Source organism: Spirosoma agri, assembly GCF_010747415.1.
Classification (GTDB): domain Bacteria; phylum Bacteroidota; class Bacteroidia; order Cytophagales; family Spirosomataceae; genus Spirosoma; species Spirosoma agri.
The window spans coordinates 1,620,337-1,647,127 of record NZ_JAAGNZ010000001.1 but is presented as its reverse complement, the minus strand read 5'-3'; the positions used below and the strand labels follow the sequence as shown (position 1 = coordinate 1,647,127).

Below are 26,791 nucleotides of genomic sequence, written 5' to 3'. Positions count from 1 at the left end.
AAGTTCTGTGTTGCAGGTTACTAAAACGTAAGGTTGATGTTGACACCGTACTGGCGCACGGGTGGCGTTTGGCCCGTTGAGTTGATCCCGATACCAACCGATGAGTTCGTCGTAGGCGTTTGAGTAGCCTGGTTACCTGGCGTTGGATTACCCTGGTAGCTAAATTCTGGATCGGTATAGTAGTTCAGCTTATCCACGATGGTCAGCAAATTCCGTCCATATATGGCAATGCTGGCTCCGGAGAAAATCTTCGTCTTGGTAAGCAGGCTTTGGGGCACCCGATATGACAGGTTGATGTCCCTGAGTTTGATGAACCAGGCTGGCGCAACGAAGTTCTCCGAGATCAACCGGTAGTTGTCTACCCATAGTGAATACTCTGCTTCTCGGACGAGAGTAGTGTTCGCCGATACGCTGCCGTCGGCGTTCAGAATAGCGGAATTCGGGTAGATATGCGGAGCACGATCTTCGGTCCATTTACCCGTACCGGTGAAGGTCATCTGACGACCCAGATCACTGAACATGACGTTGCCACCGCGATACTCGAAGTTAAACGTGAAGCCGAAATTTCCGTACTCTACCTTCGAACCCAATCCGGCAATATGCCGGGGTAATACGCCACCCCGAGAGACTAACGACGTGTTGCGTATTGGATACCCTGTCGTTGCATTAACCAAAACACGTCCTGAGTTATCCGGCGCATATTGGTAACCATCCGTTTTCAGGATTGGGAAGCGTTCTCCTTTGATTACGTTCGTATTGGCGTAGGAGTAACCACCGATCTGGAATTCATTGATTCCTGGATAGAGATCAACGACCTTGTTGTCGTTGTATGAATAACGGACGCTGGCATCCCAGGAGAATTTACTACCCCGCGCGATCAGGTATTTCAGCTCAGCTTCGTAACCCCAGTTCTTCGTCTCGCCTACGTTGATCAGCAGGTTCTGGAAACCCGTCGAGTTTGGCACCCGAACTGTAATTACCTGCCCTTTGGAATTCTGCGTATACGCCGACACATCGACGTTGATGCGATTGTTCAGCAATTGAAACTCAGCACCGATTTCAGACGAGTAGACCTGCTCAGGTTTCAGGTTAGGATCGGGCAAGGTATTGCCAACGGTTAGACCAACAGTGCTACCATAAGGAAAGCTCGTGCCATTTGGATAGATTAGGTCCAATCCATACAACGGAATGTTGTCGTTGGCGTTTTTGTTGTAATTCGCCCGCAGTTTGAAGTAGTTCAGGAACTCGCTTTTGATAGCGGGGAAAGCATCGGTGGCGATGAACGAAACGGCCGCTCCATAGTACGGATATGACCAATAGTTGGCCGGACGATCAGGCTTGTAGAACTTAGACGTCTGATCGAAGCGGAACGACCCGTTCAGGATCAGGAAGTTCTTGTAATTCGCAGTATAGTCAGCATAATAACCCAGCCGGCGCTCCTGCGTAAAAATCTGCCCACCTCTCAGGATACCCTGACGGTTCGATACATTGTATACGTCAGGTACGACAATAGCACTTGAACCAATCAGCATGTTGTTCGTCGTGCGCTGGTACAGGCTGTTACCCAAGATCAGTCGGTTCGATACCGGACCGAAATCTTTCGCTAACTGAATCTGAAATTCGTTGTTAATTACATTTTCCGTACCCGAGTAATCTTCTACAGAACCTGGAATATCGCTAAGCGCGCGGTAAATACCCGTGCCATCACCATCCCGGAAGAAAGGAGATGGAATAAATGATTTCGTTTTGGCCCAGTCTGAGTACGTGAATTTACCGGTCGTATTTTTGCCCGTCCGGGAATTGTTCATAATACCCACCCGGTTGGTCAGCGATAGCCAGTCCGTCGCTTTGAAGGTCAGGCTCAGGTTACCATTGATGTTGGCATCCTTGTAGTTCAGGCGGTTGTTATCGGCATCGAAATACGGATTCTGGATGTAGTCATTATAAAATCCGTTTGGGTTTGCGAGTGGATTGTTCTGCCAATCGCGTAGATCGCCTAGTGGTAAGTTGGCAGGCTGGTTCAATACGCCACTGTAAAAATCAGCCGATGTCCGGTTATAAACACCCTGCACGTACCCTGCATTGAAGCTGGCCGTCAATTTACCATATTCCTTGGTAGCCGACAGACGCGTACCGGTCCGGACGCTTTTATCATTCGGAACAATGCCATTCACCGACTGATTTTCAATCGACATGTAGAACGAACTGGTTTCGTCGCCACCCTGGAAATTGATTTGGTTATTCACCGAAACACCCGTATTGAAGGCTTTCCGACGAGCATCTTTTATGGCTGAGTATGGGATAATAAGCTGGCTACCATCTTCGGCAGTCCGTCCCTGAATCCGCATCGAGCCGTCAAACATGTCGCCATACTGCTGGTTTTCGTACGAACGCCAGTTGTCGGCCATACGAGCCAGATAATCCGTCTTGTAGCCTGTTGTACCGAACGCCGTTGCATAGTGCGAACCCGAACCGTACTTATCCTGAATCTTGGGCAGAAAGCTAATCTGTTCGAAGTTCGTACTGTTTGAATAATTTACTTTCAGCTTGCCTTTTGATCCTCTTTTCGTTGTAATGATAAGGGCTCCGTTGATACCCGCCGACCCATACAACGTGGCCGCCTGACCACCTTTCAGAATGGATACGCTCTCGATATCGTTGGGGTTGATTGTCGATAAAATGGTCGAGGTCGTCTGCATCCCGTCCAGTACAACCAGGGCTTCGTTGTTACCGGTTAAGGAACGATACCCACGTAAAACGATTTTCACGGCAGGGTCAACGCTGTTGTTAACGTTATAAACCGCCAAGCCCGTTACTTTCCCCGACAGAGCCTGGGCCAACTGTGGCGAACGACCAACCGTTACGTCTTCTGTTGCTACTTTAGAGATAGCATAACCAATTTCCCGCTGACTCTTGCGGATACCCTGCGCTGTGACAACGATCTCCTGAAGGTTCGACGCATCAGCTTTCAGAGCAAGGTTGATTGTCGTTTGATTTTCGACCTTAACGGTCTCTGTCGTGAAGCCGATAAAGCTAACCAGTAAAACATCACCCTTCGACGCATTGACCTGATAGGCTCCGTCAGCGTTCGTTGTTGTGCCACGACTGGTACCTTTTATGGTAATGTTAACGCCTGGTAGGGGCGTACCGTCTTCCTGTGCAGTAACCTTGCCGGAAATTGCCCGATCCTGGGCCAGCAATGGAATAGCGAATAAACACAGCAGAAGCTGCGCTAGTAAAAATTTACGCATAGAACATCGTTTAAGTTAAGAAGTGATCGTTTGCTAGTCTAGTATCTCTACCAAGAACGCAACCTTCAAAGATATTAAAAAATGTTAAATTCGATTCGGAAAGTCACCACATTTATACTTAAACCAGTATGATTTTACTCAAACGATGTAAATATGCCCTTTAGCCGTATAGTCAGAAGAATAATAGGCAATAGGGATAGATACCAATATTCTATAATAGAGGAACGAATAGTTGAAAAAGTTGGCATTTGTACTAATCAGTGGTGCCGGCGGAAAAATACTCAATCCCCAATCAAGGTTATATACAAAAAAACGGAGGCTCGCTGAGCCTCCGTTTTTAGATTACTTACTATTGTGACGATTACTTATCCCACCAAACGCGCGAGCTTGTTTTGTCACCATTTGTCAGCTTGGCAACGGCAGCCGTATAAGCTGCTGTATTCAGGGTAGGCTCCGTGTTTGGATAGCCATACCGGCGCGGAATCTGTTTGCTTTCATTCACCGCATATTGTGTTGGCTTCAGATCAGGGTAGCCCGTACGACGCCATTCGATCCAGGCTTCGTTTCCATTTGGGTAGAGCGAAATCCAGCGCTGATCACCAATTTTCGCCAGAAAATCAGCAGTCGTTGGCGCCACTTTGGTGCTGGTGGTATAAGCCGTAAACTTAGCGGCATCATAAACACCATACTGCTCCCAGGAAGCCCGGATAGCGGCATTGTAAGCCGTTGTCGCATCGTCGGTAATCCAGCCCCGAACGGCGGCTTCCGATTTTGCCAACAGCATCTGAGAAGCCGTAATAATGTAGCCCGGTTGTGTTTTGGCAATAATCTTGGTGCCCGGCCGCGAAAACTCATTGGCTCCCGTATACTGAATCAACAGGTTACGGTTCAGCCCATAAGGCAAGCCAGAATAAGTACCCGCCGTGGTTGGTGCTGCATAAACCGGCAGCCGGGGATCGCTCAGATCTTTCAGTTTATTGACCAGTACGTCGCTGACGCCGTAATCATCCCGTCCGTCGAACAAGGCGTTATCGGGGTTACGGAACTGGTTCGCTTCCGTGAATTGTACCAGTCCATTGTCGGCGTTCGTGCTGATATAACCAGCCGCATCGGTGTAAGCAGCTGCGAATTCAGTTTTACCTGTGGTGGGGTCTACCTTCGAGAGACGCAGGGCCATCAGCATCCGCATCGAGTTGGCAAACTTCTTCCACTTGGTTGCGCTACCGCTGTAAATAATGTCGCCACTGACGGTGGTGCCACCATCAAACTGAGCAGACGCTGCTTTCAACTCCTTGAACAAATCCGCGTAGATGGACTGCTGTGCGTCATACGTTACCTGCGTATCCTGCTTCAACGCATTGAAGTAAGGAATATCGCCCCAACGATCCGTTGTTACCCAGAACATGTAGGCTTTCAGGATACGAGCAATAGCCAATTGGTTGTTGTTCGAGCCGAATTGTGCGACGTACCCCTTTGTGGCCGCATCTGTATTGTAGTTGATAATCGTTTGCAGATCCTGCAACGTAACGGCATAATAACGGCTCCAGTCGGAAAACGTTGTCGAGTAAAGTGAGTTTTCCGGATACTGCGTCTGCGACCAGTATTGCGCAAACAGCCGGGGCTCAGGGGCCAGACTGGTCAGGCGACCGGCAACGCCATCCAGCAAAGCGCCCGTTGCGGTCGTTGGCGGCACACCCGTGATCGCTTCCGTCAACAAGGCCGACGTAACCGGTGTTGTTGCCGCGTTTGGGTTCAAGTTTTCGTTCCCGAAGTCACTGCAACTGGTCATTACACCCAGTGACGTGAGCAGGCTGAAGGCCAGAACTTTAGTTGTTATCGTTGTCATTTGAAAGCTGATAGATAGGTTGAGCCATCAGCGATAGCTCAACTTGTTTTTAGAGACCTAACCGAATGTTGAACCCAAGTGAGCGCGTACCAGGCTGCTGACCGTTCTCACCAAACCGTTGCGACAGTTCAGATGGGTCGATGTTGCGATTCGTGGCGTAGATTAGCCAGGGATTACGGGCCACTACCGAGAGATTGATCGACTGAACGAACTTGTTCGCTTTGATCGGCAGGCGATAGCCCACACTCACTTCACGCAGTTTCACGTACGAAGCATCGAACACCGAGTGGTCGATGATCGAGTTATTACCAAACTGGTGGTAATAATCATAAGCCCCAACGTAGGTATCAATCGCTTCACCCGTTGCGCTTACGCCTTTCACGTGTACACCACCGCCGTCGGCAACGTCATCACGAACGTTTTTGCCCTTGTCGTTGGTAGCTGCTGTCTCAGCGTACAGACCGGAGTAGGTGCCCCAGTAGTTCGATAGCGAGAAGTATTTGCCCCCTTTCTGATAATCGATGCTGAAGGCAAGCGACAGATCTTTATACCGGAGTGTATTCACAAAACCACCCGTGAACGTTGGCAGTACCGATCCAAAGTACTGATTGGCAGCAAACTGATAGGTTCCGTCAGCATTCAGCACGGGCTGACCGTTCTGATACACGATACCATTACCACGAAGCTGACCCCACCGGTTGTTACCACCGTTATCAACGCCTGTCGAGTGAATAATATAGGCATACCCAAACGCATCATTGGTACCATACGACTGAGCTGTCTGGCCGAATGGTACGGCCGATGTTGCCTGAATCGAGTTTACGCCAGGTGCAAGGCTGATAATCCGCGAGGTATTTACGGCGAAATTCAGTGTCATGTCCCAGTTAAAATTCTTACCGACAACAGGTTTGCCATCTAACTGAATCTCAACCCCATCGCGCTCGATCCGCCCCGCGTTGATCACTTTTTGGGTAAACCCGCTGGCGGTGGTTACGTCGACGTTCAGAATTTCGTTGATCTTGTTCTCGTGATAATAGGTCAGGGCCAGGCCAACGCGATTTTTCAGGAAACGCAGATCGATACCCGCTTCGTAGGCCGACGAGAGCGACGGAATAATACCTGCATTGGGCAACAGGTTCGGCGTCGTCATCAAACTGTTCGTACCGTTGTATTTCGCCTGATCGACGGCATAGGTGAGTCCTAACTGATACGGGTTCAGGTCAGAACCGACCTGCGCCCAGCTAGCCCGCAATTTACCGAATGACAGGAAGGGCAGAGCCTCACGCGTCAGTTCAGAGAATACAAAGCTACCCCCTACCGACGGATAGAAGTAAGAATTGTTGTTTGACGGCAACGCCGAACTCCAGTCATTACGACCCGTCACTTCCAGATAAACCAGACTACGCCAGCCCAGCGAAGCCCGTCCGTATACACTGCGGACCGTTTTGCGGTAGCGGTTGTTGGTCTGCGTAAACGCCTGCAATGAGTTACCAATCGTGAACAGATCAGGTACGAATAAGCCACCATTTGTTGCCAGGTCAACGCGTGTATAAAGGTTATCGCGGATATTACCCCCTACGTTGGCATTCAGGTCAAAGTCACCAAAATGGTTTTCATACGTAGTCAGGAATTCATAGTTATCTTCCCGCTCGGTGATTTGTCCGGTTGAGTAAGACGCTTTCTGACCCGTCTGGGCACCACTAAGCTCGATGATCGTTGGCAGCTTGTTCTCGTAGTTCGAGTTACGCTGGTTCCGACGCAACCATCCCTGAACCCGGAAGTGATCATTCAGTTTATAGGTCAGATTCACGTCACCAAAAAGCCGGTCACGGTTGCTGATATTACTGATCGAGTTCTGATACGAATACCAGTTATACCAGTAATTTCCTTTGTTGAACGTAGCCGAATTGAAGTTGGTCGTAGACGTTGGGTTGGTATGGTTCCAGCTGGCGAATGCACCGATAGGCGTCCGAAAATCCTGAAGTTCTTTGATGATACCCATGTCCAGATCGCGGTGGAACCATTGGTTGAACGAACCCGCTCCCGAGTAGTTACCATACCCATCACCAAAGTTACCGTTCAACCGCTCCGTGGTGAAGTTCAGGTTAACGCCTGCCGTCAAATGCTGACCCAGATCAAACGTGCTGGCCGCTGTGATGTAATTGCGTTTCAGCGCAGTGTTCGGTAAAACACCAGTCTGGTCAAGATTCGTATACGACATACGAAGTGTGTAACCCGCACCGCCCCCTTTCAGGCTGATGCTGTTGTTGTACGTACGGCCTGTGTTGTAATACTGACGAACGTTATTGGGTTGCGCGGTATAGTTTGCCGTTTTGAATGAATACGGATTGTTCGGATACCAGGCATACCAAGGGATGTATTCGCCACCGTCGATTCGTGGACCCCACGATGCATCATCCGAATAATCGTGATACCGTTTGCCATTGAGTGCCTGCCACTCTGTTGGGTTACCGGACGCCCAGGTGAACGTCCGCCAATCCGACTCGCCACCGCCACCGTACTCGTTCTGGTATTTTGGAATGATGTTTACCTGCTCGAACGTGGTCGTACTGTTGATATCAACCCCGATCCCTTTACGGTTGAGCCCTTTTTTGGTAGTAATGACAATAACACCCGCATCGCCACGCTGGCCGTAAAGAGCCGTCGCGTTTGGTCCTTTCAATACCGAAACGTTCTCGATATCGTCCGAGTTAATGTCCAGCGAACCCGGTGTGTCGCTATCACTCGTCAACGGCGTTCCGTCGATTACGTAGAGTGGGTTCTTATCGACCAGCGAAGCGGCTCCGCGAATACGTACCACAGCGCCCGAACCAAGTTTTGAACCCGCCTGGCTAAGCACCTGCAAACCGGCAATTTTACCGGCCAGTGCGTTACCGGCATCCGGCTGACGGGTAACAGTCAGTTGATCTGCGTTGATCTGCTGTGACGCGAAGGATATTGATTTTGCATCCCGTTTGATACCCAGAGCAGTTACGACAACTTCCTGAAGCTGTGCCGCATCGGAAACCATGCTTACATTAACGGTCGTTTGATTTCCGACCTTAACCTCTTGTGTGATGAAGCCTATAAAGCTAAAAACCAGCGTAGTGCCGGCTGGTGCATTCAACTGGTAATCACCAGTAGCGTTTGTGCTCGTACCTCGGGAGGTACCTTTAACGGCAATATTGACGCCGGGAAGCGGTGAGCCATCCTCTGTCGACGTAACCTTACCACTGATCGCTATGTCCTGAGCCAGCAATGGTAAACTGAGGAAACACAGCAGAAACTGTGCAACTAGAAGTTTTCTCATGAAGTTAAATAAGCTAGGTTAATAGTAAGTTTACACTGAAACTTATATCAAAATTGTACAAAATTTTATTCACAACAAAATTTCGTTTTATTTATATCTGACAGTATAAAGTTGCCTACTTATTGCTAACGAGCATACATTAACGCGCTCCACTAAGTAATAATTTGATAATCAATGAGTAAGATCTCTTCTTTTTTTATGATATATATTTTACTAGAACGAAAAGAAAACAGCAACAAAATAAGTAATTATATTGTTTTTTTTATACATTAAAAATTGATTAATAAGCCCTAAATCTTAGCAAAAAATTAGATTAGTTACATTTACTTAAAACAATGTATCTACTTAACCATAGTAAGTATTTATACTCAACAAAATTATACCATAACTGTCACTATTTCAGCCTGATATAGCTACTAGCAGCTCTTCAAAAACAGAGAAACAATAGAGTAATACTATGCTCAATCTTACAGCAAAATACGCTGCACAAGGGTGAACGAACATAGTCATCCCTTGTGCAGCGTATTGCTGGGTACTATTTACTGAAATATAAACGATGTATTTAGGGCAAGGCTAGGAAACAACCTCCTCCGAATCGACAGTTTCGGTTTTGCTCTGGCTAACCAACTCGGCTAATAGCTCGTCCACGTTGACAGTTGCGAAACTACTCGCATAGTCAGACATAGCGTAGGGAATGATTAATTCCCGTCCGTTCAATAGCCCTCCGCAACTGTAGACGACGTTTGGCACATACCCTTCCCGTTCGTTTTCATCAGGGCTCAGAATCGGCTCGGTCGTACGGCCAATCACTTTGCTCGGATCGTTGAGGTCAAGCAAAAATGCACCTATCGCATATTTTCGCATCGGCCCAACGCCATGACTCAGTACCAGCCAGCCCGCTTCGGTCTCGATAGGCGAACCGCAGTTGCCGAGTTGCACGTACTCCCAATGGTAGGTTGGCTTCAGAATCAACTCTTTCGTCTGCCAGAAGTAGAGATCATCGGAGTACATCAGGTAGATATTCTCGCCGTCCTGCCTCGAAATCATGGCGTAGCGTCCACCGATCTTACGAGGGAACAGCGCCATCCCTTTGTTCGATACTTCAGCACCGTTCAGTGTGCTGATACTGAAATGGGTGAAATCTTTTGTTTCGAGCAGCTGTGGAAACGTCACTCTACCGTTGTAGGCCGTGTAGGTAGCATAGTAAGTTATTTCGCCGTTATCATCAGTGAACTGCACGAAGCGAGCATCTTCGATACCGTTCGTTTCATTGGGCGACGTCGGGAAGATACAGCGCTCGTCTAAACTCTGGTCATCCTCAAAATGAATTTCGTAGTTCGACTTGGCAAGTGCCAGCAAGCCACTGGCAATGGTCTCGTATTCCGCATTGTAGCGAAACTGTGCCGATACGCGTTTGATCTGCGCTTCCAGTTCGGTAAGGCTAAATTCATCACCGAGTCCGGCCATCATTTTTTCCTGAATGCTGTTCTCCAATCGAAGCTCGTATAGTTTACGCTCAAACTGGGACCGATTAAACCGGTGATTCGACACGATTTCAGGAGACGTAACATAACGCGACGGTTTACGCAAGACAATTTTGCCTTCCTCGTCGATGTAGCCCATGCGGAACGAGATCGACGAAACGTGCCCCTCCCCCGTTGCCCGGAGACTCAAAATAAAGCGTTTGTAGCCCGGCGGCACATTCGTTTGGTCGGGGTGCCAGATCATCGACGGGTTAAACAGAGCCGCCGATTCCAGCGAATATTCCATCGTGAAGTAAGCACCCAGCAACAGCTTGCGTTCAAGCGTCAGCGGCTCATCGGTTAACAACTGGGGCTTAATCTGCTCGAAACGCTGGAGCAGGAAGCGTTCGAGTTTATAGTGACGTCCGCCAAATTCGCGGATTACTTCATCCAGTTTTCGTTCGGCTTCCTCGTCGGTCATGCTACCAACCCTTGCAATACTTTTCAGCGTGCGGGTACTCCCCAGCTCGAAAGGCCGGAATAAAACGCGGGTAGGATCAGGTCGTAGTACAATACCTGTTCGGGTTGCTTTGATACTCATGTACGTTAATTTACTAACTAAACGAATCGTTGATCAATCGAATGTAAGCGGTTTTGCTTAAACCCAATTGATCAACGATTCGTTTACTCAATCATTATCCGTTTACCAGCGAAGGAATAGTAACGTTGACGGTTTTCTTGTCCGTACGCTGCTTCTGCGTATTGTATAATTCGGTTAGTGCTAACAGGTACGACAGCGTCGATTCGGCTCCCTGATTCTGGTTGACGCGATCAATATGCAGACCATCACGGCAACCGCCTGTCTGCTGATCGTAGATTGGAAGTCCCAGATCGTTGAGGCCGCCGAACCATTTAAAAATCCGGATTGACGAACGATGCCAGTATTCATCACCGGTTATCTCAAAGGCGGCCAGACAAGCCGATACGGTGCTCTGAACTTCCAATGGCTGCTGATCGAAGTAAGCGCGTGCCTGACCTTTCGTATAAAATCCATTCGATCCGATAGGCTGGAAATGGCCCCGTTCCGCTGTTTGTAGCGTAACCAGCCAACGCAGCGACCGAAGTCCTATTTCCACGAGTCGCTGCTCACCCGAACGAACCAGCACATGCGCGAGCACGGCATTGTCGTAGGATAGCGTATTTTCGAACCAGGGCCATTCGGGCGTTGCCGTTTCGGTGTAGCGGAACATCAGTTTGTCGAGCAACTGACGCTGAATCGTTTTGGCTAACCGGTCGTCGTTGAATCGTTTCTGGTATTCATATATGCCGAGCAATGCAAAGGCCCATGCCCGTGGCGATGGCATATCGGCTATCGTAGGCAGCACTTTTTCCATCAGGCCCATGGCCCAGGTAACGGTGTTGCGGTCCGTTGCTCGGCCAATACAAACGCCTAATGCCCATATGGTCCGACCGGTACTGTCATCGGAACCAAAATCCTCGAGCCAGCGACGATCATAGCTCATAAAATTGCGGAACCGCTTGTGATCATCCGTATACGCATGATTCAGGAAAGCGCAATAATTATCGGCAGCCTGACTCAATTTACGCTCGCCCAGACCCGTTTCCTGGAGTGTGACCGCCAGAATGAGCGCCCGCGCGTTATCGTCCGTGCAATAACCTTCCTCATAAAAAGGGAGATGGAAGCGGGCGTGTTGTGCGATACCGGTTGAATCAGTAAGTCGGAACAGGTGATCAAGGCGAAGTGTTGGCAGTTTAAACGCAGCACTACCGTTGCCACCCATGTCGTAGGGGGTCTGGCTGTTGATCGTGCTCATCCGCTCCCGACGGGCTTTGGCGAAGGATCCGGCGTATTCTTTAATCGCGTGTTCCCAGATCATGTCACGACCCATGATGTACGCTTTCTTGCGCATGGCGTGACGTGTGGGCTCATCAGTAAGCAATTTTATGATCTGATCGGCAATGGCTTCGGAATCGCCGAACGGAACCAGAACGCCACGACCGTCGGCCAGGAGTTCTTCAGCGTGCCAGTATGGTGTTGATACCACGGCTTTTCCGCATCCGAATGCGTACGAAAGCGTACCCGATGTGATCTGGGCCGGATTCAGATAAGGTGTAATGTATATATCGGCTGCGCCAAGGTATTCGAGCAGATCATCGAGTTCAACGAACTGATTGTAGAAACGCACGTTATCGCGTACGCCACAGTCGGCGGCCAATGTCTTTAGGCTATCCCGATACGTTTCCCCTTCATGCCGGATCAGGTGTGGATGCGTTGCGCCCAACACCATGTAGACCACGTTCGGAAACTGCTTTACAATACGTGGCAAAGCGCGAATTACGTTTTCGATGCCTTTATTTGGCGATAGTAGTCCAAACGTCAGCAGGGTCTGTTTGCCTTCCATTCCAAACCGATCCTTGTAGAAATGAGGATCGACAAAGGGCATATCAGGAATACCGTGTGGGATCAAATCGATTTTCTCGGCGGGTATTTCGTAAATATTGATCAGAAAATCACGCCCTTTCTCCGACATGCAGATTACGCGCGACGAGAGATCGGCAATGCTTTTCAGTACCAGTAACTGTTCCTCATTCGGGTTTTTAAGAATCGTATGAAAGGTTGTAACAACAGGCATGGTAAGATTCCGCAGCAACGTCAGAATGTAGCTACCGGCGGGGCCGCCAAAAATGCCGTATTCGTGCTGTAAACAAACAACTTCCGTATCTTTTGCATTCAGAAATTCAGCCGCCTTGCGATAGGCTTCCTGATCATGCTGGTAAAAATCGTAGCGAACTTCACTAGGGTAATCATATCCATCGGGCGTATCGTTAACCGAAACGACCATTGCCCTGGAATCGGGAATGAACGAGTTGTACGACTTATATAAATCAGACGTGAACGTAGCAATACCGCACTGGCGAGGTAGATAATCGCCAATAAACGCTACATTTTTTGGATTATGCGCCCATACCGTCGAATCATTCATATGTGTTGTCATAGCCATTGGGGAATTTCTGCTGGCTCATTTACCTGACCGAGAGGTCAATCGAGCACAGTTCTATAGTAGAATAGACATAAGAGCGTTTTTGTTTGGCCCAACGAAACCTTTTTATCATTTGAACTGGTAATTGAGCGTCGTAAACGAATATTATACAATATAACATAGCTTTTACCATAAAACGGCTCAGCTGGAGACTATAAAAAAACGTTCGACATCTACCTTAGCAGTAAACGCCGAACGCAATTTTTAAACTATATGTGTAAAGCGGGTTTCTTCCTTTATTGACTATCGACTGCCAACTAAAGCGGGTGTCAACTTTATATAGACGGGCTGCATACGATCGAAGTTACCCGTGTATTCGAGATGAGGACGAAACTCGTAATACGTTAATTCAATTGCTTCGATATCATCGAACGGAAAAACCTGCCAGCGGTTGTCAACATTTTGATAGCGAGCAGGAATTACATCCCGGCAAAATCCATACAGACCTGGTGTTTGCGTCTCGCGACTTAATCCAGCCATATACGGCTCTACAGTTCGCCAAATATTTTTGTGCTTAATCTGAATAACCCGATGATCTGTTATGGCGGTACCAATAAGCGTTAAAAACTGATTTTGCGATTGGGGAGTCATAGTTTGGGGCGTTTGGTCGTTTATATAGGTTGGGTGATGAGATAGTTTTGCGTATCTTATCTACTTATACCATATAGTATGCCAAACCCCTTCTTACTCAGAACTTTTTTTGCGTTCTCGCCCTCTAGTAAACCATTTAAACTTAATCAATAACCAATAAATTTCATCAAGAAAGCAATGCCAATTTACGGTAACAAATGAGTCGCGTCGTTTCTAGTAAATTTGGCTCTCATGCAATCTGGCACGATACGAACAGATAGCACAAGGTCACCGAAATTCCAAAATCGACTATTTAACTTCATTTGTGTGAACAGCGTCATTTACGCTTGATAAGCTCCTGAAGAAGTTGCTCTACCTGAGCCTGCTTCTGTTTCAGCAATTCCAGTTCCTGTTGCTGTTTTTGGTTCGTCTGTTCCAGTTGAATGGTATAGAGGGTGAGTTCTTCAACCTTCTCCAACAACTTCGCATTCATCTTACCCAGATCAAGCCCTTCCTGAACGACTTGGTCAGCGGAAGGAATACCGGGTAGGTGCTTATTGGCCCGAATGTAGGCAGCGACCTCAGCCAGTGGTTTCAGGCGATAGCCCGGTGCGAATACGTAATCCGACCAGTCCGAGGCATTTTTGAGCGCTACCTTCACCTTTTCAGTCAGAATGCCCTCCTCGACGAAAAGCTTATAACCCGATGGGGTTTTACTGATGCGGTTCCCGATCACAACGGCGTTGCCATCGCTACTTCGAAGAAACTGACCGCTGCGTTGCCACAGGGCTTCGGTCGTATCGGTATCCCCTTCACGCGCGCCACTGGCAGTCGAAGCCAGCACAACATTCCCGGCATCATCAACGGAAAGAAACTTACTGGCTCTCAGCGTGGCGGGTGATAGACTGGTCAGGTTCGTTAATTTCAGGCCCGATGTTCCCACGCTGCCACTGACGAGTTCGAGTTTAGCCGTTGGTGCCGAGGTACCAATCCCTACATTGGCGGCATTACCGAGCACAACGCTGTTACTGGTCGACACCAGTGCCCGGAATCCCAAGGCTGTTGCATTAACCAGATTTTGATTGGACGCACTCACGCCGGCCCCACTGCCAACAAAGGTGTTCTGGCTACCGCCCGTGTTCTCAAAACCGGTCGTTCCGCCTACCATAACATTGTCAGAACCCGTCGTTTTAAACCCGCTGTTCAGGCCAAGCAGGGTATTGTTACTGCCTATCTGATTCGAATAACCAGCGCCGTTCCCTACGAACGTGTTATAAATACCTGACGTGTTCGCGTAGCCCGTTGAGGCCCCCATAAACAGGTTATAGTCGCCAGTCGTATTGCTCATACCGGCCTGCGAACCAAAGTAGGTATTGAAGTTACCAACGGTCGTAGCGAGACCGCTCTTATACCCAACAAAGGTGTTTTCGATACCCGTGCTCGAAAAACCGGCCGACTCACCCACGGCCACATTATTACGTCCCGTCCGATTCGCAGCTAGGGCCTGCGGACCGAGCGCTACGTTATTACAGCCCGTCGTATTGGCCGCCCCCGCATTTGTTCCCACAAACAGGTTATCGCAATTTCCTACGGTACTCGTGCCGCTGGTTACCGTCACCGATGTGATGGCGGTGGCCGTCTGGTTCCTGGCATCGGAAACCCGCACCGTGAACGACTGCACACCAGTGGCCGTCAAACTGGCAACGTTGGCTGTACTGCCACTTGGCGTGATGCGACCCGGTCCAGTGAACGTATAGCTGAAGGGAGTTGTCCCCCCCGAAACTACGGCCGATAAACTGGTTGTACCCGCCGTAACGCGCGCAGGGGCGGCCGAGAACGTAACGGTTAGAGACGCCTGTAACGCAGCCAGGTTGAACCGGGCCGATACGGGATTGTGGTCTGAGGTCGTACTGGCGTAAGGGCCTTCGATACCCGTTGCCGGCCGCAACACGACGGATGAATTTCCCACGTAAGCCGGAACCAGTTCATTGGAGATCGTGATGTGATCGACGAAGCGCGCCGACGAATTAGCGGTCACGCAGCCCGTCACTTCCAGCGGCTTGGTGATGATCTGGTATCTGGCCGCGTCCTGATCAAAGGCCGTGAACGACGATGGCTGCCCCACTGTCGTCGATGTAGTAACCTGATCATTATAATCGCCCAGCATGATCAGATTGGCAGTCGGGTAACTGCGATCCAGTTCCGCTTTCAGGTCGGCAAAATCCTGTTTCCGGCGATCGTAGTCAGCCGCTGCGGTTCCTGTCCGTGCGTGAATGCCAACCAGATGCATTTTACGGGTTTGCCCGTTTATCGTCACATTCGCGACGAACAGGTACGGCAGTCGACCGGAAGACCAGCCTGTACTGCTTGGATAGCTATATAAACTTGTTAACAGTGGCTGACTCTCGGCCAAAATGGGCGTAACCGTAGCCGTATTATAGATGACGCATACTTTCTGAGCGAATTTGGCAGGACCCGAAACGGTTCCGTTGCTACCGACGGGCAGATCGCAGTCGTTCTGGAAATAATTCGAGAACTTATCCGAACAAACATAACTGTAACTTCCGGGCAACGATTGGACAACACGGGCATACCGGGCCTCATCGCTGACCTCTTCATTGACGATAACGTCGGCATTGAGTTTTTGCAGAATGACACTGACATTACGCGCCTGTTTGTCATTATCCGCCGGTCCCTGATCGACGTAAGGCCGATTAGTGGGGGCAGTTGGACAGAGTATAGACCCGGCAGCGGCCCCGAAAAAGTCGAGATTCCAGGTACTGATATCAAACGTCTGATCGGCGGTCAGCCCCGCCCCACCGGTTCCTCCACAGAGCTGATCGGCCAAGTTTGCCCCCGATATGTCGGTTAGCACCCGGGGGAAAAGCGCGGTAGTATTGGCGGTGGTGCTGGTTACATGATCCGAGACACCAATGATGTTTACCGCACCCGTGGGCCGCGCGGCTCCGTTCAATGCCGATGCGACCCGGATAGACAGCGTACCCGTTCCGGATGTAGAGGAAAGTGGATAGGTCGTGCTGGCCAGCGTTGCCCCGACTCCGCCAATGGTTGTATTCTGGACTTGCACCAGCTGACCTTCATAAGCTGAAAGCTGGTTAATCGTTACTACTCTAGGCGCTGGAATTACGGCAGCACCCGCAACGATCGTGTAGCTCGAAATGTCGATTTCCCGCGCTCCCTGATAGGTATTGATGATACCCGAAACCAGTATCGAGTCGCCCAGCTGAACCAGGCTCCCAACAGCTGTTGTGCTGTTAAAAGCGGAGATACCACCCGTAGCATCCTGAATATAAAACAGATTACCGCCAAACTGGCTGCTCACCGTAACCCGTCCCCCGATTTTCCGGCCCGGAAGCATTGCCGTTGATGTACCATTGGGCTGGCTTCTGGCTTGGGCAATCGTAGTTGCGACAGCGGCTGCGTTGCCAACCGTACCCGTCACAACTACCCGCCCCGAAAGCGCGCCCGCCGTTGTGCTGGTTGCGTTGGTCACGGTAGCGCTGACCGGACCGGCGGCTGCCCCTGTCAGCCGAACCCGAACAACGGCATCGATCGTACCAGCCGTAGGTGTGATTGACAAGGCCGGGGTATAAATACTGCCGCTCGGATCATTGCTGATTTCAATGCCCGCAGTCACCGACAGCGTAACGGGGCCGGTCAGATTTCGTCCGGTTATAGTATACGAACCCGATGCCGACGTCATTCCGACATTTGTTGTCAATCCGCTAATGGTAGCCGGGGCGATTGATAAGGTTGGATTGGCAGCCGTTCGGGACGTTGTTGCGATTACCGATACGTCATCGATCGCTAAACCGTGATCATTCCCGGTCTGGTCAGCATCATACCAGCGTAACATTACTTCCGCCCCCGGTGGAACGGACAGACCACTGATGAGAGCCGTTTCTGTTGTACGATTACTGGCGGCATTGCCGTTGAGCGCTCCCGCTGCTACGGTAGAACCTGAGATGGGTCCGGTAAAGTCCAATGCCGAAACTGCCGTGTAACCAACCGGCAGAACAGCCGCTGCGCTTAGGCTTGTCACGGGCGTTGTCGATACCCGATAGGAAAAACTGATTGTCTGCGCAGCCGCCTGGCTATTACGCCACTGCTCACCGGTGTAGGTCACTTGCAACGCGGTAATGGTCGATCCGGTCCCATTCTGCAAACGTATTCCGTGAACGAAACTGCCGGCGGTAGCCTCGGCAGAACCAATCGATCCTAAAGCACGATCGGTCGCCAGGGCTGATCCAAAACTATACAACCCACCCGTACCGGATGACCCATCGCTGGCAACAATTGTGGTACCATTTCCGGTGCGTTCGGCATAAATACCGGGAATCGTACTATTCTGACTGAACGGGATCACACTGTTGGTGAGGAGTGCGTCAAAATTCTGTGTGATGGGTACACCAGACGCTGTGATAGGAACCTGCGCTGCGGTCGGTATGATGAACGAAAGGCAGCAGAACAGCAAAAAAAACAGGTCAATGTTGTGTAGACGGTATATAGTACGCATACTATCAGCAGATTAGGTCTCTTTTAAGCAAATCTACCAACTTAGCAGACAAACATCATTCCACGACTAGTATGACACGTCTTTTTTTATTTATCAGTTAATTGATAAGAGAGGAATTTCTGGTTAACCGCAAATCAGCACCCGTATCTACAGCCTATACCAGGTCATCATTCACTTGTGTAGTCAAGATCCGGAATACGGAAAAATACAAGTTATCCGTTTGTTCAAAGGAGATGCTTCTACACAGACGAGTAGCCTACTTTAGTTACACCAATCAACAAAGGGGAGTTATTCATCAGCAGAGTGCTATCCGGAACGTAGCTCGTAATTTGTGCGGACGATTGGGTAGAGCCAACGTCTATACGATGGCCCCTCAGTCCTCCCTATTTACCAGCGTTGATTCGTCAACCGGCCAGACACTAAACGTCCTCTAACAACGTATCGAACGAAACGAATTGATTGGTAAAGCGGTGGTAAATGCGCTGCTGCATGTCGTCAGCGTGGAGACTTTGGTAGGTGAAGTAATCTTCCATAGCGTGGAAATCAAGTTGTACGGAATAGGTTGCGGCACCGTTGTCGATTTCCGTCAGAAGCCGAAGTAATTTGTGACTGGCCGGCAGTCCCGTTGCCAGAATAGCCGGAATGTGGCTCGTTTTCATCCACCGAAGCCACTCCTGCTCAACTTCGATGGCAACGCTATAGGTCGTGTTGTAAAGAATCATGTTCATCAAACAACCAATGGCTACCGTAAGTTGGCGTTTTGGTTGTTTCTTTGCGACAAAATCATTGTTTTATGTATACCGGCTTAGTTCACACCCACTCCGGCCTGCGCTGGATTGCCCTTGTTTTATTAGTTGCTTCCGTAGTTATTGCTATTAGCAAATGGCAGGGACGTAGCGGCTACACCGATGGTAACCGTAAGTTGTATCTCTTTACGTTGATTAGTGTTCACACTCAATTAATTATTGGCCTGATCCTGTATTTTATCAGCCCCAAAGTGAATTTTAGCCTTCTCAGCGACAAAGTGTATCGCTTCTATACTGTCGAGCATTTGACGGGAATGCTGGTCGCCATTGTCCTGATTACCATCGGGTACTCTCGTTCCAAACGAGCTTCTGATGCAATCACCAAACAACGTCTGGTCGCGATCTTCTATGGCCTCGGTCTGCTCCTCATTCTGGCGCTGATTCCCTGGCCGTTTCGGGGCCTGGGTGCAGGATTGTTCTGACCGAACAGTGATCGGGAGTTGAGCAATAGAGTTATTGCTCAACTCCCCTCCATCTAATTATATCGTTGCCAGATAGCCAGCCATCTCCGTTTGCAACGCCTGCGCTTCAGCACGGGCCCGATCCGCAAAATCCGTCCCACTGGATGCGTACAGAATACTTCGCGACGCATTGACCAATAGTCCACCGGCAGCCGTCAGACCACGACGCGATACATCGGCCAGCGAACCACCCTGGGCACCTACCCCAGGAACAAGCAAAAAATTATCCGGGGCCAGTTCTCGAATCCGACCTAACTCGTCGGCCTGGGTTGCTCCTACCACAAACATAAGCTGCTCAGAGTTAGCCCATGTTTGCGCCGTTTTGATCACAATCTCGAACAACGGCTGCTCATCCGATGACTCACTAGAAACGCGCCGACGCTGAAAATCGGCGCTGCCCAGATTAGATGTCAACGCCAGTAGAATCACCCATTTGCCTTCATACTCCAGAAAGGGTGTAACTGAATCGCGACCCATATACGGCGCCACCGTTACCGAATCAAAGTTCAGACCAGCGGCTTCCGGATCGAAGAACGTACGTGCATATAAATTCGACGTGTTGCCAATGTCTCCGCGTTTGGCGTCAGCAATAGTAAAGCAATCGGCAGGAATATACGCCAGCGTTCGTTGTAAACTTTCCCATCCGCGCGGTCCCTGAGCTTCATAAAAAGCGATATTTGGCTTGTAGGCAACGGCAAGATCGGCAGTTGCATCAATAATAGCCCGGTTAAACGCAAATACCGGATCTTTTTCGTTGGCCAGATGGGGCGGAATTTTGTGCGGATCAGTGTCGAGTCCGACGCACAAATATGATTTTTTTCTGAAGATTTGCTCGCTTAATTCCTTGTAGGTCATGCCAATAAGATAGCCCCAGTCAGTAAATAGGGTTCGTGCAAAGGTACAAAGTATGGTTACGGTTTTGTAGCTTTGTGACTTACTAAGCACATTTTTTACCAATCAACCTTACTCTATGCAAGTTCGCGAAACGGCTATTAGCGGCCTCATTGAACTGATCCCTCGCGTGTTTGAAGACGAACGTGGCCATTTCTTCGAGTCTTACAACAAGACACTTTTTACGTCGCTTGGTTTGCCGATGGAGTTTGTCCAGGATAACCAGTCCTTTTCGGTGAAAGGTGTCCTACGCGGCTTGCACATGCAAAACGCCCCATTCGCCCAGGGGAAGCTTGTCCGCGTTATTACGGGTCAGGTACTCGACGTAGCCGTCGATCTGCGCCCTGACTCACCTACATTCGGGCAATATGAAACGTTTCTGCTGGATGCCAAACTGGCTAATATGGCCTACATTCCGGAAGGATTTGGGCATGGATTTGTCGCGCTGGCTGATAGTGTTTTCAGCTATAAGTGCACGAACGTATACAACAAAGCTGCTGAATCCGGAATCATTTGGAACGACCCTGACCTGAACATCGACTGGGGTATTACTAATCCAATCGTTTCGGAAAAAGATATTGAGTTGAAAACTCTCCGCGAGGTTTTCCCGGATGTTGTCGTTTAAGCGATTATCCAGTCGATCTGGTGAACGGTGCCTGATACGCTGTATCTTCGAGATATGGCGTATCAGGCACCGTTCACCAGATCGACCTTCCTATTTTTCGTACATCTCCTCCATGACCTTCCGGCCAACTTTTCTGGCCGATAGCGGATTCTGCCCCGTTACAAGCCGTTCATCAACCTCAATGTAGGGCAGGAACGGAATGAATCCCTTGCCGTATAGCGCTTTTTTCTGTTTCAGCGCATCTTCGAGTAAAAACGGCACTTCTTCATCAAGCCTGACCAGCTTCTCCTCCATCGTTGAGAAGCCCGCGACCTGCCGATTATCGAGGAGTAGCGAACCATCGGAAAGCCGGACGTTCAATAAGCCGCTCACCCCATGACCAACGGCAGCGACCAGCCCGCCATTTTCGTAAATATACCGGACAATCGTTTGGAGTGTCTGGTTATCGGGGAAGTCCCACATGGCACCGTGTCCACCCGTCAAATATAAAATCTGGTAGCTAGCCGGATCGATCTCATCCAGCCGTGTCGAGTGTTCGAGCTTGTGTCTGAATGTAGGGTCATTATACCACTTTTCGTTCACCGTGTCGCGTCGGTCAACGCTTCGTTCGTCGATGGGTACTGGTCCGCCAGACGGACTGGCTATATCGTAAGGTAGCTTGCGATCATCGAGCTCGTCATAGAAATGAGTGGCTTCGCTCAACCAGAGTCCGGTTTTATACGGCTTAGTGGGATAGTCTGTATGGCTCGTACAAACAAACAGGGCTTTATAAATAGGGTCCATTTGTCAACAGGGCAAAAGAAAATAGACGATTTTCGCTAAAAAAATTGTCCAAAGGTGCTACGAAGATAAAAGGTTTTCCGGTAATCTATCCGCTACGAAACAAGGCTCGGTTCCCCAACAGCTTAGGGCAACCGATCACCAACCGTCAAACCTTCCGCGACGATATAGGGCCAACTTCGAGATTAAGAACACCACGCGGGCAAACCGCCGAACAAATGCCGCAACCAACGCACGACGACCGAACAATGTCCTGACCACGCTGGGCATAGGCCCGAACGTCGATACCCATTTCGCAGTAGGCCGAACAGTTGCCACAGGAAATACACTGACCGCCATTCGTTGTGACCCGGAACCGTGACTTAAATCGCTGTACTATTCCTAAGTAAGCCGCCAGTGGACACCCAAACCGACACCAGACGCGGTTGCCCATCAGCGGATAAAAGCCAGTGCCAACAACACCCGCAAAAATAGACCCTACGTACAAACCGTAGGTTGAACGGATGCTGTAACTATCCAGAAAGCCCAGTATGGTCGATTGTCCGGTAAAATACGTGTAAAGCACCAACACGGTCATTCCCACCGCGAAGACCAGAACCCCGTGAACGATGACGCGCTCGAATTTCCAGGCTTTCAGGCTCTTGTCCGACAACTGCCGGTACGGGTCGCCCAGTGTTTCAGCCAGTCCTCCGCAGCCACACACCCACGAGCAATACCACCGCTTGCCAAAAAAATAGGTCATGACCGGTACAGCAACCAGCGCCAGTGCGATGCCCCATACCAGCATAAAGATGCCGAGCGAACCCGCCTGCATTTTTTCGTTCAGCTTATAATCGAAGAAAAACGTGTAGTCAAGCGGCCAGATATTTTTCAGATCCTGATACGGTTGGTTTAGCCGCTGCATAATTTCGGGAATCAAAAAGGCAAACGCAACCTGAAAAAACATGACCGATACGGTGCGGAGTTGCTGGTAACGACTGTGCCGATAGTTGATCAGCATCCGAACGCCCATAACCAAGATAACCAGTGTGTAGAGAAATCCGTACAGAAACCAGCGGCTCGCCGGTCCGGCATTGAGCGCGCGACTGATCGGATCGACTAATAAGACCCAGTTGGTCAGGTATTCCGGATAAAAATAAAGTGCAATATAAAACCCGATCAGAAAGAAACCAACGGCAATGCCAATCCAACCCCGGTTGGTGGCCGGGTTTCGGAACTTGTTGTCATTTCGAACGCCGGGTAATCGGTTGCTCCCCGCTAGTGAGTAAAGCAAACCTCCCAATATAGCTACCCCAAAGCTCAACCAGAAAAAGAGCCAAACAGAACCCGTCGTCAGTATACCAAGGGATGCGTTCTTCGCTACATCGAACGTATAGTTGTCGTAGATAACAGCCTTCCAGTTTTTTTCGGCGTTCATGGCTGCATTGTACGTGTCGATCGCCCCCCGAAAATCACGAATGAACAGCCAATTGTTTGCATACAATTTGTCCTTCATAAACGCCGTTCGTTCGTGTATGATCGCTCTATGTTCGGATTTTACAGCGTTATCAATACTGGCATTGGTAAGCCGATATTCACTTAGCGTCAGGGTGAATAGCCAGCTGAGAAATCCAATAACAAACAAAACGAGGCCAAGTCGTTGCAGCATTTTAATGGTTGAGTCAAGTTGAATGTAACAAGGTAGAATAACCTTTGTAGAGATGCCGTTAATTCGCAGACTTTTTTCAGACAGCGATTAAACCGAATTGCACTATTCTTGTCTAATCATTGGCCGAAATACCGTTTAACAAATTAAAATTTTACGAAACTAAGAATCAACGCATTGAAAAGTCGGCTCAATTGGTATATTTGTTTGTAAACCGTATTGTACTTATTGCTATGAAAACCGTCTCATACGAAGCGCTTCAGGCAGAACATGCATGGATGATCGTTTCAGATCAATTACAGCAGCGCAACAATGTGCTCGCCAAAGGAATATCACACATGGAACGCAGTCCGACTGAGCTACCCATGGCCAGCCGGTTGATGATGCTGCGTTATCACCTGAAGATGAGCCTGCGTACACTAACGCATGAAGCCCGGCAACAGGCTCGGACGATTGAAGACACGAAGCGCCTGCATCAACAATGGTTACACGTTCATCAGCTGTTTTTTCTGCTTCGCCAGATAGACGCTGAACTCAACCGCGCCAGCCACGAGAATAATACGCTCCGGTCGTGGATGGATACGCTGGAGGGCCGTGTTTATCGGTCAGCACTCGTACACCTCAACTAATACATCAATTTTATGGCTGATCTGCCCCGCTACGACTGCACAGAGTGCCCATCCGTAGCGGGGCAGATCAGTGGATAGTAACCAAGCGACGTACTGCCTGGCTACTTTCGCACGATTCCGCTCGCTGACTGCGTTTTTTGCACAGTCACAGGGATACAATAGGTCGGACAGGGGGTTGCCGGTGTCTGTGGAGTATCGACCAAACTTGTCCCCGGTTTAGAAACGCCATCCGCTGTAGGTCCGCTCTCGTTCGTAGCTATCCATTCGATTTTCACCCAGCCATTAACGGCAGGCCCATTGGGGGGTGGTCGAAATTCAATCTGTCCAATATGGGATTCAAGCCAGCTCGCTTTGTTACTGAGGTCCAGTTTGTACGTATGAAATTGACCATCGTTAATGATCGGGAAATCAAAATAGCCACGTTCGTCGCGAGCGATCGTATGGTCATCGGCGTTTTTCCAGGAAAAGCGAAAGTTGTTATGCTGGGTCTGAAACGCAGCCCGTACGTACACGTTCGGGTTACTTCGTCCCTTCCAGAAAACACCGGGCGACTGAATCAGATCGCGCTGACTGTTGGTCAACTGCACCGATAAAGCGCCCTGAATGGGTAACCCTGTATCGACCGCATTGAAGTAATGCCATCCTTTCCGCGACGTATCAAACCGATAATTTGGACCGGATGAGGCCCGTGGCTTCGCGTACATATACGTCCGAATGTCTGCGATCTGACCGACTACCAGTTCATAATCCCACTCGTAGGTGCTGTTATGATCGAGAACGACAAACGGCGTATTGGCGATGTACGACGCATCCACCATAAATTCATCGCCGGCCAGATCGCGGCCAAAATAGCCTTTTTTCCAATCATAGGAATTTTCGGAATACAGCCCTACGCCGAACCCGTTGTCATCCGTCGAAGCCATCCAGGGTTCGGTTGGAAAAATATCGCCAAACTCAATGGGTGGACGAATCTGTGTAAGCTTCTCATTGGTAAAGGGATTACTACCGATGTAGGCCTGGATGTTGTGGTAATTTGCGTTCAGATAAACACAGGGCATCTCCTGCTGACGGCCTTCGTACTGAGTTTTATCCGCTCGAAAGAGAGTCACTTTCGCATGAACTTTTACCACATTTTTGTCCAGCCGCACCCAATGTTCTATATACGACTCACCCAGAACATCATCAAGCGGAAACTGACGTGGATGCGTCTTGACATAGAGTAGGTTTGCTTCTTTCCGAAAGTCCAGCACGTTGGATGGATTGCCAAACACGTCCCCCGCCTGAATGGGGTCCCAGCCTAAGCCAACCCAGTTTGGATCAGGTTGTTTGCCATTCTCGCTGTACGGGTTTGGACCGCTGTAGAGACCGATCTGAATCTGGCGGCCAAGGTCGAAATTATTGACCATGTTCGTCCCGTTGACAGGCGCGAGATACGTAATGGCACCGCCGTATCGCGAATCGACGCCAACCTTTATCTGATCATTCTGAATTGTTTCCAGACCACTAAAGGCCGATACAGGTGGATTACGCGGAGTGTATACTGACTGGCGAGCTCTTGCCAACGAGGGCAGCGTTCGTGACTGGGCAAAAATGCCTTCACTTGTTGTCAGCCATAGGATACCGATAAAATAGATTACTAAGTATAAGTTACGCATAGGTTTACGGAACATACACGCTGTTAATCAGCATGTAGTAGCAGTATAATTGACGAAAAGTGTGCCGACCCTAATGCGCAAGATACTTTTTTTTACCGAGTAAATGTCGACACTTGCTCGTTTATAGATGCGTTAGTTGGATTCCCTGACTGAATCAGCAATCGATAGCGGAATGTAACCGACTTTCCGGCGGGGAGCGTGTAGTTCAGTGCAGGTGATTTTCCGTCCGTAAAAACGGCTGGCCCCAATGGATTGGCTGCAAATAAACCATAGCCTCTCGCATGCCAGTAGGTTGGGTAGCCAACATTCTGAGGATGGTCTAACAAGACAACCGAGACAGCCTCTCCGTCGATGGTTCCGGTCAGGTTCATCCATTTACCACGGGTTCCCCAGACGGCATCCCCTTCAACGCCTTCACTGCTGTGATACTGTCCCGTTACGCCCGCATTATCGAGGACGGGCACCTTAGTCGCTACTCCCTGCGCGTCGGTAAAAACTTCGGGTTTGGTCGATGGCTGTTCGAGTTGGCGGGCCATCCGAAGTGCGATCATACCTTCTTTGTTATCCTTGAACAGTACATCTTTATCAGCTGCTTTCAGCGTGGTGATCCGATCAATGGTCCGACTATCGGCGGTACCTTTGAATTCGAACGTTGTCGTTTCCTGAAGCATTACCTTGTTGTCTTTATCAAGCCAGTTGGCTGTAACGACTAACTCCGCCTTGTCCTTGCCACTTTTCATTGATTTGACGCCCGTGTGCACGATCGTCCCAAACGGACCTTTGTGTTCCGGCCCGATGGCGGTAGAATTATTCCAGAAGTCGTGTCCATTCACGTCGCCATAATTGAACCACATCCCTACGTGGTGCGGGTGGTCGATCCGTTCGCCGGGACGCGGGTCCAATGGCCATCCCCGTGTAATGAAGTTGCCACCCGCCGTTCGGATTGGGTACAGAACCGGTTTTTTCAGAACGCTTGGACCCGGATAGATATAAGCCGTGAATGGCTTACCCTCTATCGACACCTCTATCTGCTTCTTGGCTTCATTATGCGTCAGTTGGATTCGGTTCGTTTGCGCCTGCGTTCGTGTGAATACCGCAGCCAGGGACAAGGCTAAAAGGAGTTTTTGCATCGGAATAGATCGGTTTAGAAAATCAGGCGTAGCCGGGACAAAAAAAGCCCCGGCTTAAAAAGCGGGGGCTAACCAAATGCTACTGGTAATTCGTACAAATTAGTAGTCAGGTAACGGCGTAAATTAATGC

General features: G+C 49.6%; 16 protein-coding genes. 3 read left to right on the top strand and 13 right to left on the bottom strand.

Features of this window, described 5'->3' with window-relative positions; translation table 11 throughout:
* Positions 1 to 20: 20 nt before the first annotated feature.
* From GK091_RS06760 to GK091_RS06725, 8 genes are all read right to left on the bottom strand, one after another.
* Positions 21 to 3,251 carry a SusC/RagA family TonB-linked outer membrane protein gene (locus GK091_RS06760; protein WP_164035832.1) on the bottom strand — a complete coding sequence of 1,077 codons (3,231 nt, stop codon included), beginning with the start codon at positions 3,249 to 3,251 and terminating at the stop codon, positions 21 to 23.
* Positions 3,252 to 3,612: 361 nt separating this feature from the next.
* A complete protein-coding gene (locus GK091_RS06755; protein ID WP_164035831.1) occupies positions 3,613 to 5,097 on the bottom strand; it encodes a SusD/RagB family nutrient-binding outer membrane lipoprotein in 1,485 nt (494 codons plus the stop codon).
* Between the two features lie 49 nt (positions 5,098 to 5,146).
* Positions 5,147 to 8,407, bottom strand: a complete 3,261-nt coding sequence (locus tag GK091_RS06750) for a SusC/RagA family TonB-linked outer membrane protein (RefSeq protein ID WP_164035830.1) — start codon at positions 8,405 to 8,407, stop codon at positions 5,147 to 5,149.
* Between the two features lie 573 nt (positions 8,408 to 8,980).
* Entirely contained in the window at positions 8,981 to 10,471 is a 1,491-nt protein-coding gene (locus tag GK091_RS06745) for a glycoside hydrolase family 130 protein (RefSeq protein WP_164035829.1), read from the bottom strand.
* 94 nt (positions 10,472 to 10,565) lie between these two features.
* Positions 10,566 to 12,887, bottom strand: a complete 2,322-nt coding sequence (locus GK091_RS06740; RefSeq protein WP_164035828.1) for a glycosyltransferase family 4 protein — start codon at positions 12,885 to 12,887, stop codon at positions 10,566 to 10,568.
* A 288-nt stretch (positions 12,888 to 13,175) separates the two neighbouring features.
* Positions 13,176 to 13,523, bottom strand: a complete 348-nt coding sequence (locus GK091_RS06735; protein WP_164035827.1) for a WYL domain-containing protein — start codon at positions 13,521 to 13,523, stop codon at positions 13,176 to 13,178.
* Between the two features lie 316 nt (positions 13,524 to 13,839).
* Positions 13,840 to 18,039, bottom strand: coding sequence for a DUF5689 domain-containing protein (locus GK091_RS29525; RefSeq protein ID WP_246202156.1), 4,200 nt, complete (start codon positions 18,037 to 18,039; stop codon positions 13,840 to 13,842).
* Between the two features lie 419 nt (positions 18,040 to 18,458).
* Positions 18,459 to 18,761: a DUF4286 family protein gene (locus tag GK091_RS06725; RefSeq protein WP_164035826.1), complete on the bottom strand. Its 303-nt coding sequence runs from the start codon at positions 18,759 to 18,761 to the stop codon at positions 18,459 to 18,461.
* A gap of 71 nt (positions 18,762 to 18,832) precedes the next feature.
* Here GK091_RS06725 and GK091_RS06720 point away from each other — a divergent pair, with 71 nt between their 5' ends.
* On the top strand, positions 18,833 to 19,267 hold the full coding sequence (locus tag GK091_RS06720; RefSeq protein ID WP_164035825.1) for a cytochrome B: 435 nt from the start codon (positions 18,833 to 18,835) through the stop codon (positions 19,265 to 19,267).
* 57 nt (positions 19,268 to 19,324) lie between these two features.
* Here the strand turns inward: GK091_RS06720 and pyrF are convergent, their stop codons facing one another.
* Positions 19,325 to 20,161 carry an orotidine-5'-phosphate decarboxylase gene (gene pyrF / locus GK091_RS06715; protein WP_164035824.1) on the bottom strand — a complete coding sequence of 279 codons (837 nt, stop codon included), beginning with the start codon at positions 20,159 to 20,161 and terminating at the stop codon, positions 19,325 to 19,327.
* Between the two features lie 115 nt (positions 20,162 to 20,276).
* Here pyrF and rfbC point away from each other — a divergent pair, with 115 nt between their 5' ends.
* A complete protein-coding gene (gene rfbC / locus GK091_RS06710) occupies positions 20,277 to 20,822 on the top strand; it encodes a dTDP-4-dehydrorhamnose 3,5-epimerase (RefSeq protein WP_164035823.1) in 546 nt (181 codons plus the stop codon).
* A 90-nt stretch (positions 20,823 to 20,912) separates the two neighbouring features.
* On the opposite strand, the gene GK091_RS06705 is transcribed toward rfbC, so the two are convergent.
* Positions 20,913 to 21,605, bottom strand: coding sequence for a type 1 glutamine amidotransferase domain-containing protein (locus GK091_RS06705; protein ID WP_164035822.1), 693 nt, complete (start codon positions 21,603 to 21,605; stop codon positions 20,913 to 20,915).
* Positions 21,606 to 21,750: 145 nt separating this feature from the next.
* The gene (locus tag GK091_RS06700; protein WP_164035821.1) at positions 21,751 to 23,250 is read right to left on the bottom strand and encodes a 4Fe-4S binding protein; all 1,500 of its coding nucleotides are present in this window, start codon (positions 23,248 to 23,250) and stop codon (positions 21,751 to 21,753) included.
* Positions 23,251 to 23,480: 230 nt separating this feature from the next.
* On the opposite strand from GK091_RS06700, the gene GK091_RS06695 reads away from it, so the two are divergent.
* Positions 23,481 to 23,876, top strand: coding sequence for a hypothetical protein (locus GK091_RS06695; protein WP_164035820.1), 396 nt, complete (start codon positions 23,481 to 23,483; stop codon positions 23,874 to 23,876).
* A 101-nt stretch (positions 23,877 to 23,977) separates the two neighbouring features.
* Here the strand turns inward: GK091_RS06695 and GK091_RS06690 are convergent, their stop codons facing one another.
* Positions 23,978 to 25,531 (bottom strand): hypothetical protein, encoded by a 1,554-nt coding sequence (locus GK091_RS06690; RefSeq protein WP_164035819.1) that lies wholly within the window; start codon positions 25,529 to 25,531, stop codon positions 23,978 to 23,980.
* A 92-nt stretch (positions 25,532 to 25,623) separates the two neighbouring features.
* Entirely contained in the window at positions 25,624 to 26,661 is a 1,038-nt protein-coding gene (locus tag GK091_RS06685) for a DUF6807 domain-containing protein (protein ID WP_164035818.1), read from the bottom strand.
* Positions 26,662 to 26,791: the final 130 nt, after the last annotated feature.

What these genes read in the sequence shown, in the direction of transcription:
- GK091_RS06760 (WP_164035832.1), bottom strand. Translation starts at nt 3,251, where the DNA reads ATGCGTAAATTTTTACTAGCGCAGCTTCTGCTGTGTTTATTCGCTATT.
- GK091_RS06755 (WP_164035831.1), bottom strand. Translation starts at nt 5,097, where the DNA reads ATGACAACGATAACAACTAAAGTTCTGGCCTTCAGCCTGCTCACGTCA.
- GK091_RS06750 (WP_164035830.1), bottom strand. Translation starts at nt 8,407, where the DNA reads ATGAGAAAACTTCTAGTTGCACAGTTTCTGCTGTGTTTCCTCAGTTTA.
- GK091_RS06745 (WP_164035829.1), bottom strand. Translation starts at nt 10,471, where the DNA reads ATGAGTATCAAAGCAACCCGAACAGGTATTGTACTACGACCTGATCCT.
- GK091_RS06740 (WP_164035828.1), bottom strand. Translation starts at nt 12,887, where the DNA reads ATGACAACACATATGAATGATTCGACGGTATGGGCGCATAATCCAAAA.
- GK091_RS06735 (WP_164035827.1), bottom strand. Translation starts at nt 13,523, where the DNA reads ATGACTCCCCAATCGCAAAATCAGTTTTTAACGCTTATTGGTACCGCC.
- GK091_RS29525 (WP_246202156.1), bottom strand. Translation starts at nt 18,039, where the DNA reads ATGCGTACTATATACCGTCTACACAACATTGACCTGTTTTTTTTGCTG.
- GK091_RS06725 (WP_164035826.1), bottom strand. Translation starts at nt 18,761, where the DNA reads ATGATTCTTTACAACACGACCTATAGCGTTGCCATCGAAGTTGAGCAG.
- GK091_RS06720 (WP_164035825.1), top strand. Translation starts at nt 18,833, where the DNA reads ATGTATACCGGCTTAGTTCACACCCACTCCGGCCTGCGCTGGATTGCC.
- pyrF (WP_164035824.1), bottom strand. Translation starts at nt 20,161, where the DNA reads ATGACCTACAAGGAATTAAGCGAGCAAATCTTCAGAAAAAAATCATAT.
- rfbC (WP_164035823.1), top strand. Translation starts at nt 20,277, where the DNA reads ATGCAAGTTCGCGAAACGGCTATTAGCGGCCTCATTGAACTGATCCCT.
- GK091_RS06705 (WP_164035822.1), bottom strand. Translation starts at nt 21,605, where the DNA reads ATGGACCCTATTTATAAAGCCCTGTTTGTTTGTACGAGCCATACAGAC.
- GK091_RS06700 (WP_164035821.1), bottom strand. Translation starts at nt 23,250, where the DNA reads ATGCTGCAACGACTTGGCCTCGTTTTGTTTGTTATTGGATTTCTCAGC.
- GK091_RS06695 (WP_164035820.1), top strand. Translation starts at nt 23,481, where the DNA reads ATGAAAACCGTCTCATACGAAGCGCTTCAGGCAGAACATGCATGGATG.
- GK091_RS06690 (WP_164035819.1), bottom strand. Translation starts at nt 25,531, where the DNA reads ATGCGTAACTTATACTTAGTAATCTATTTTATCGGTATCCTATGGCTG.
- GK091_RS06685 (WP_164035818.1), bottom strand. Translation starts at nt 26,661, where the DNA reads ATGCAAAAACTCCTTTTAGCCTTGTCCCTGGCTGCGGTATTCACACGA.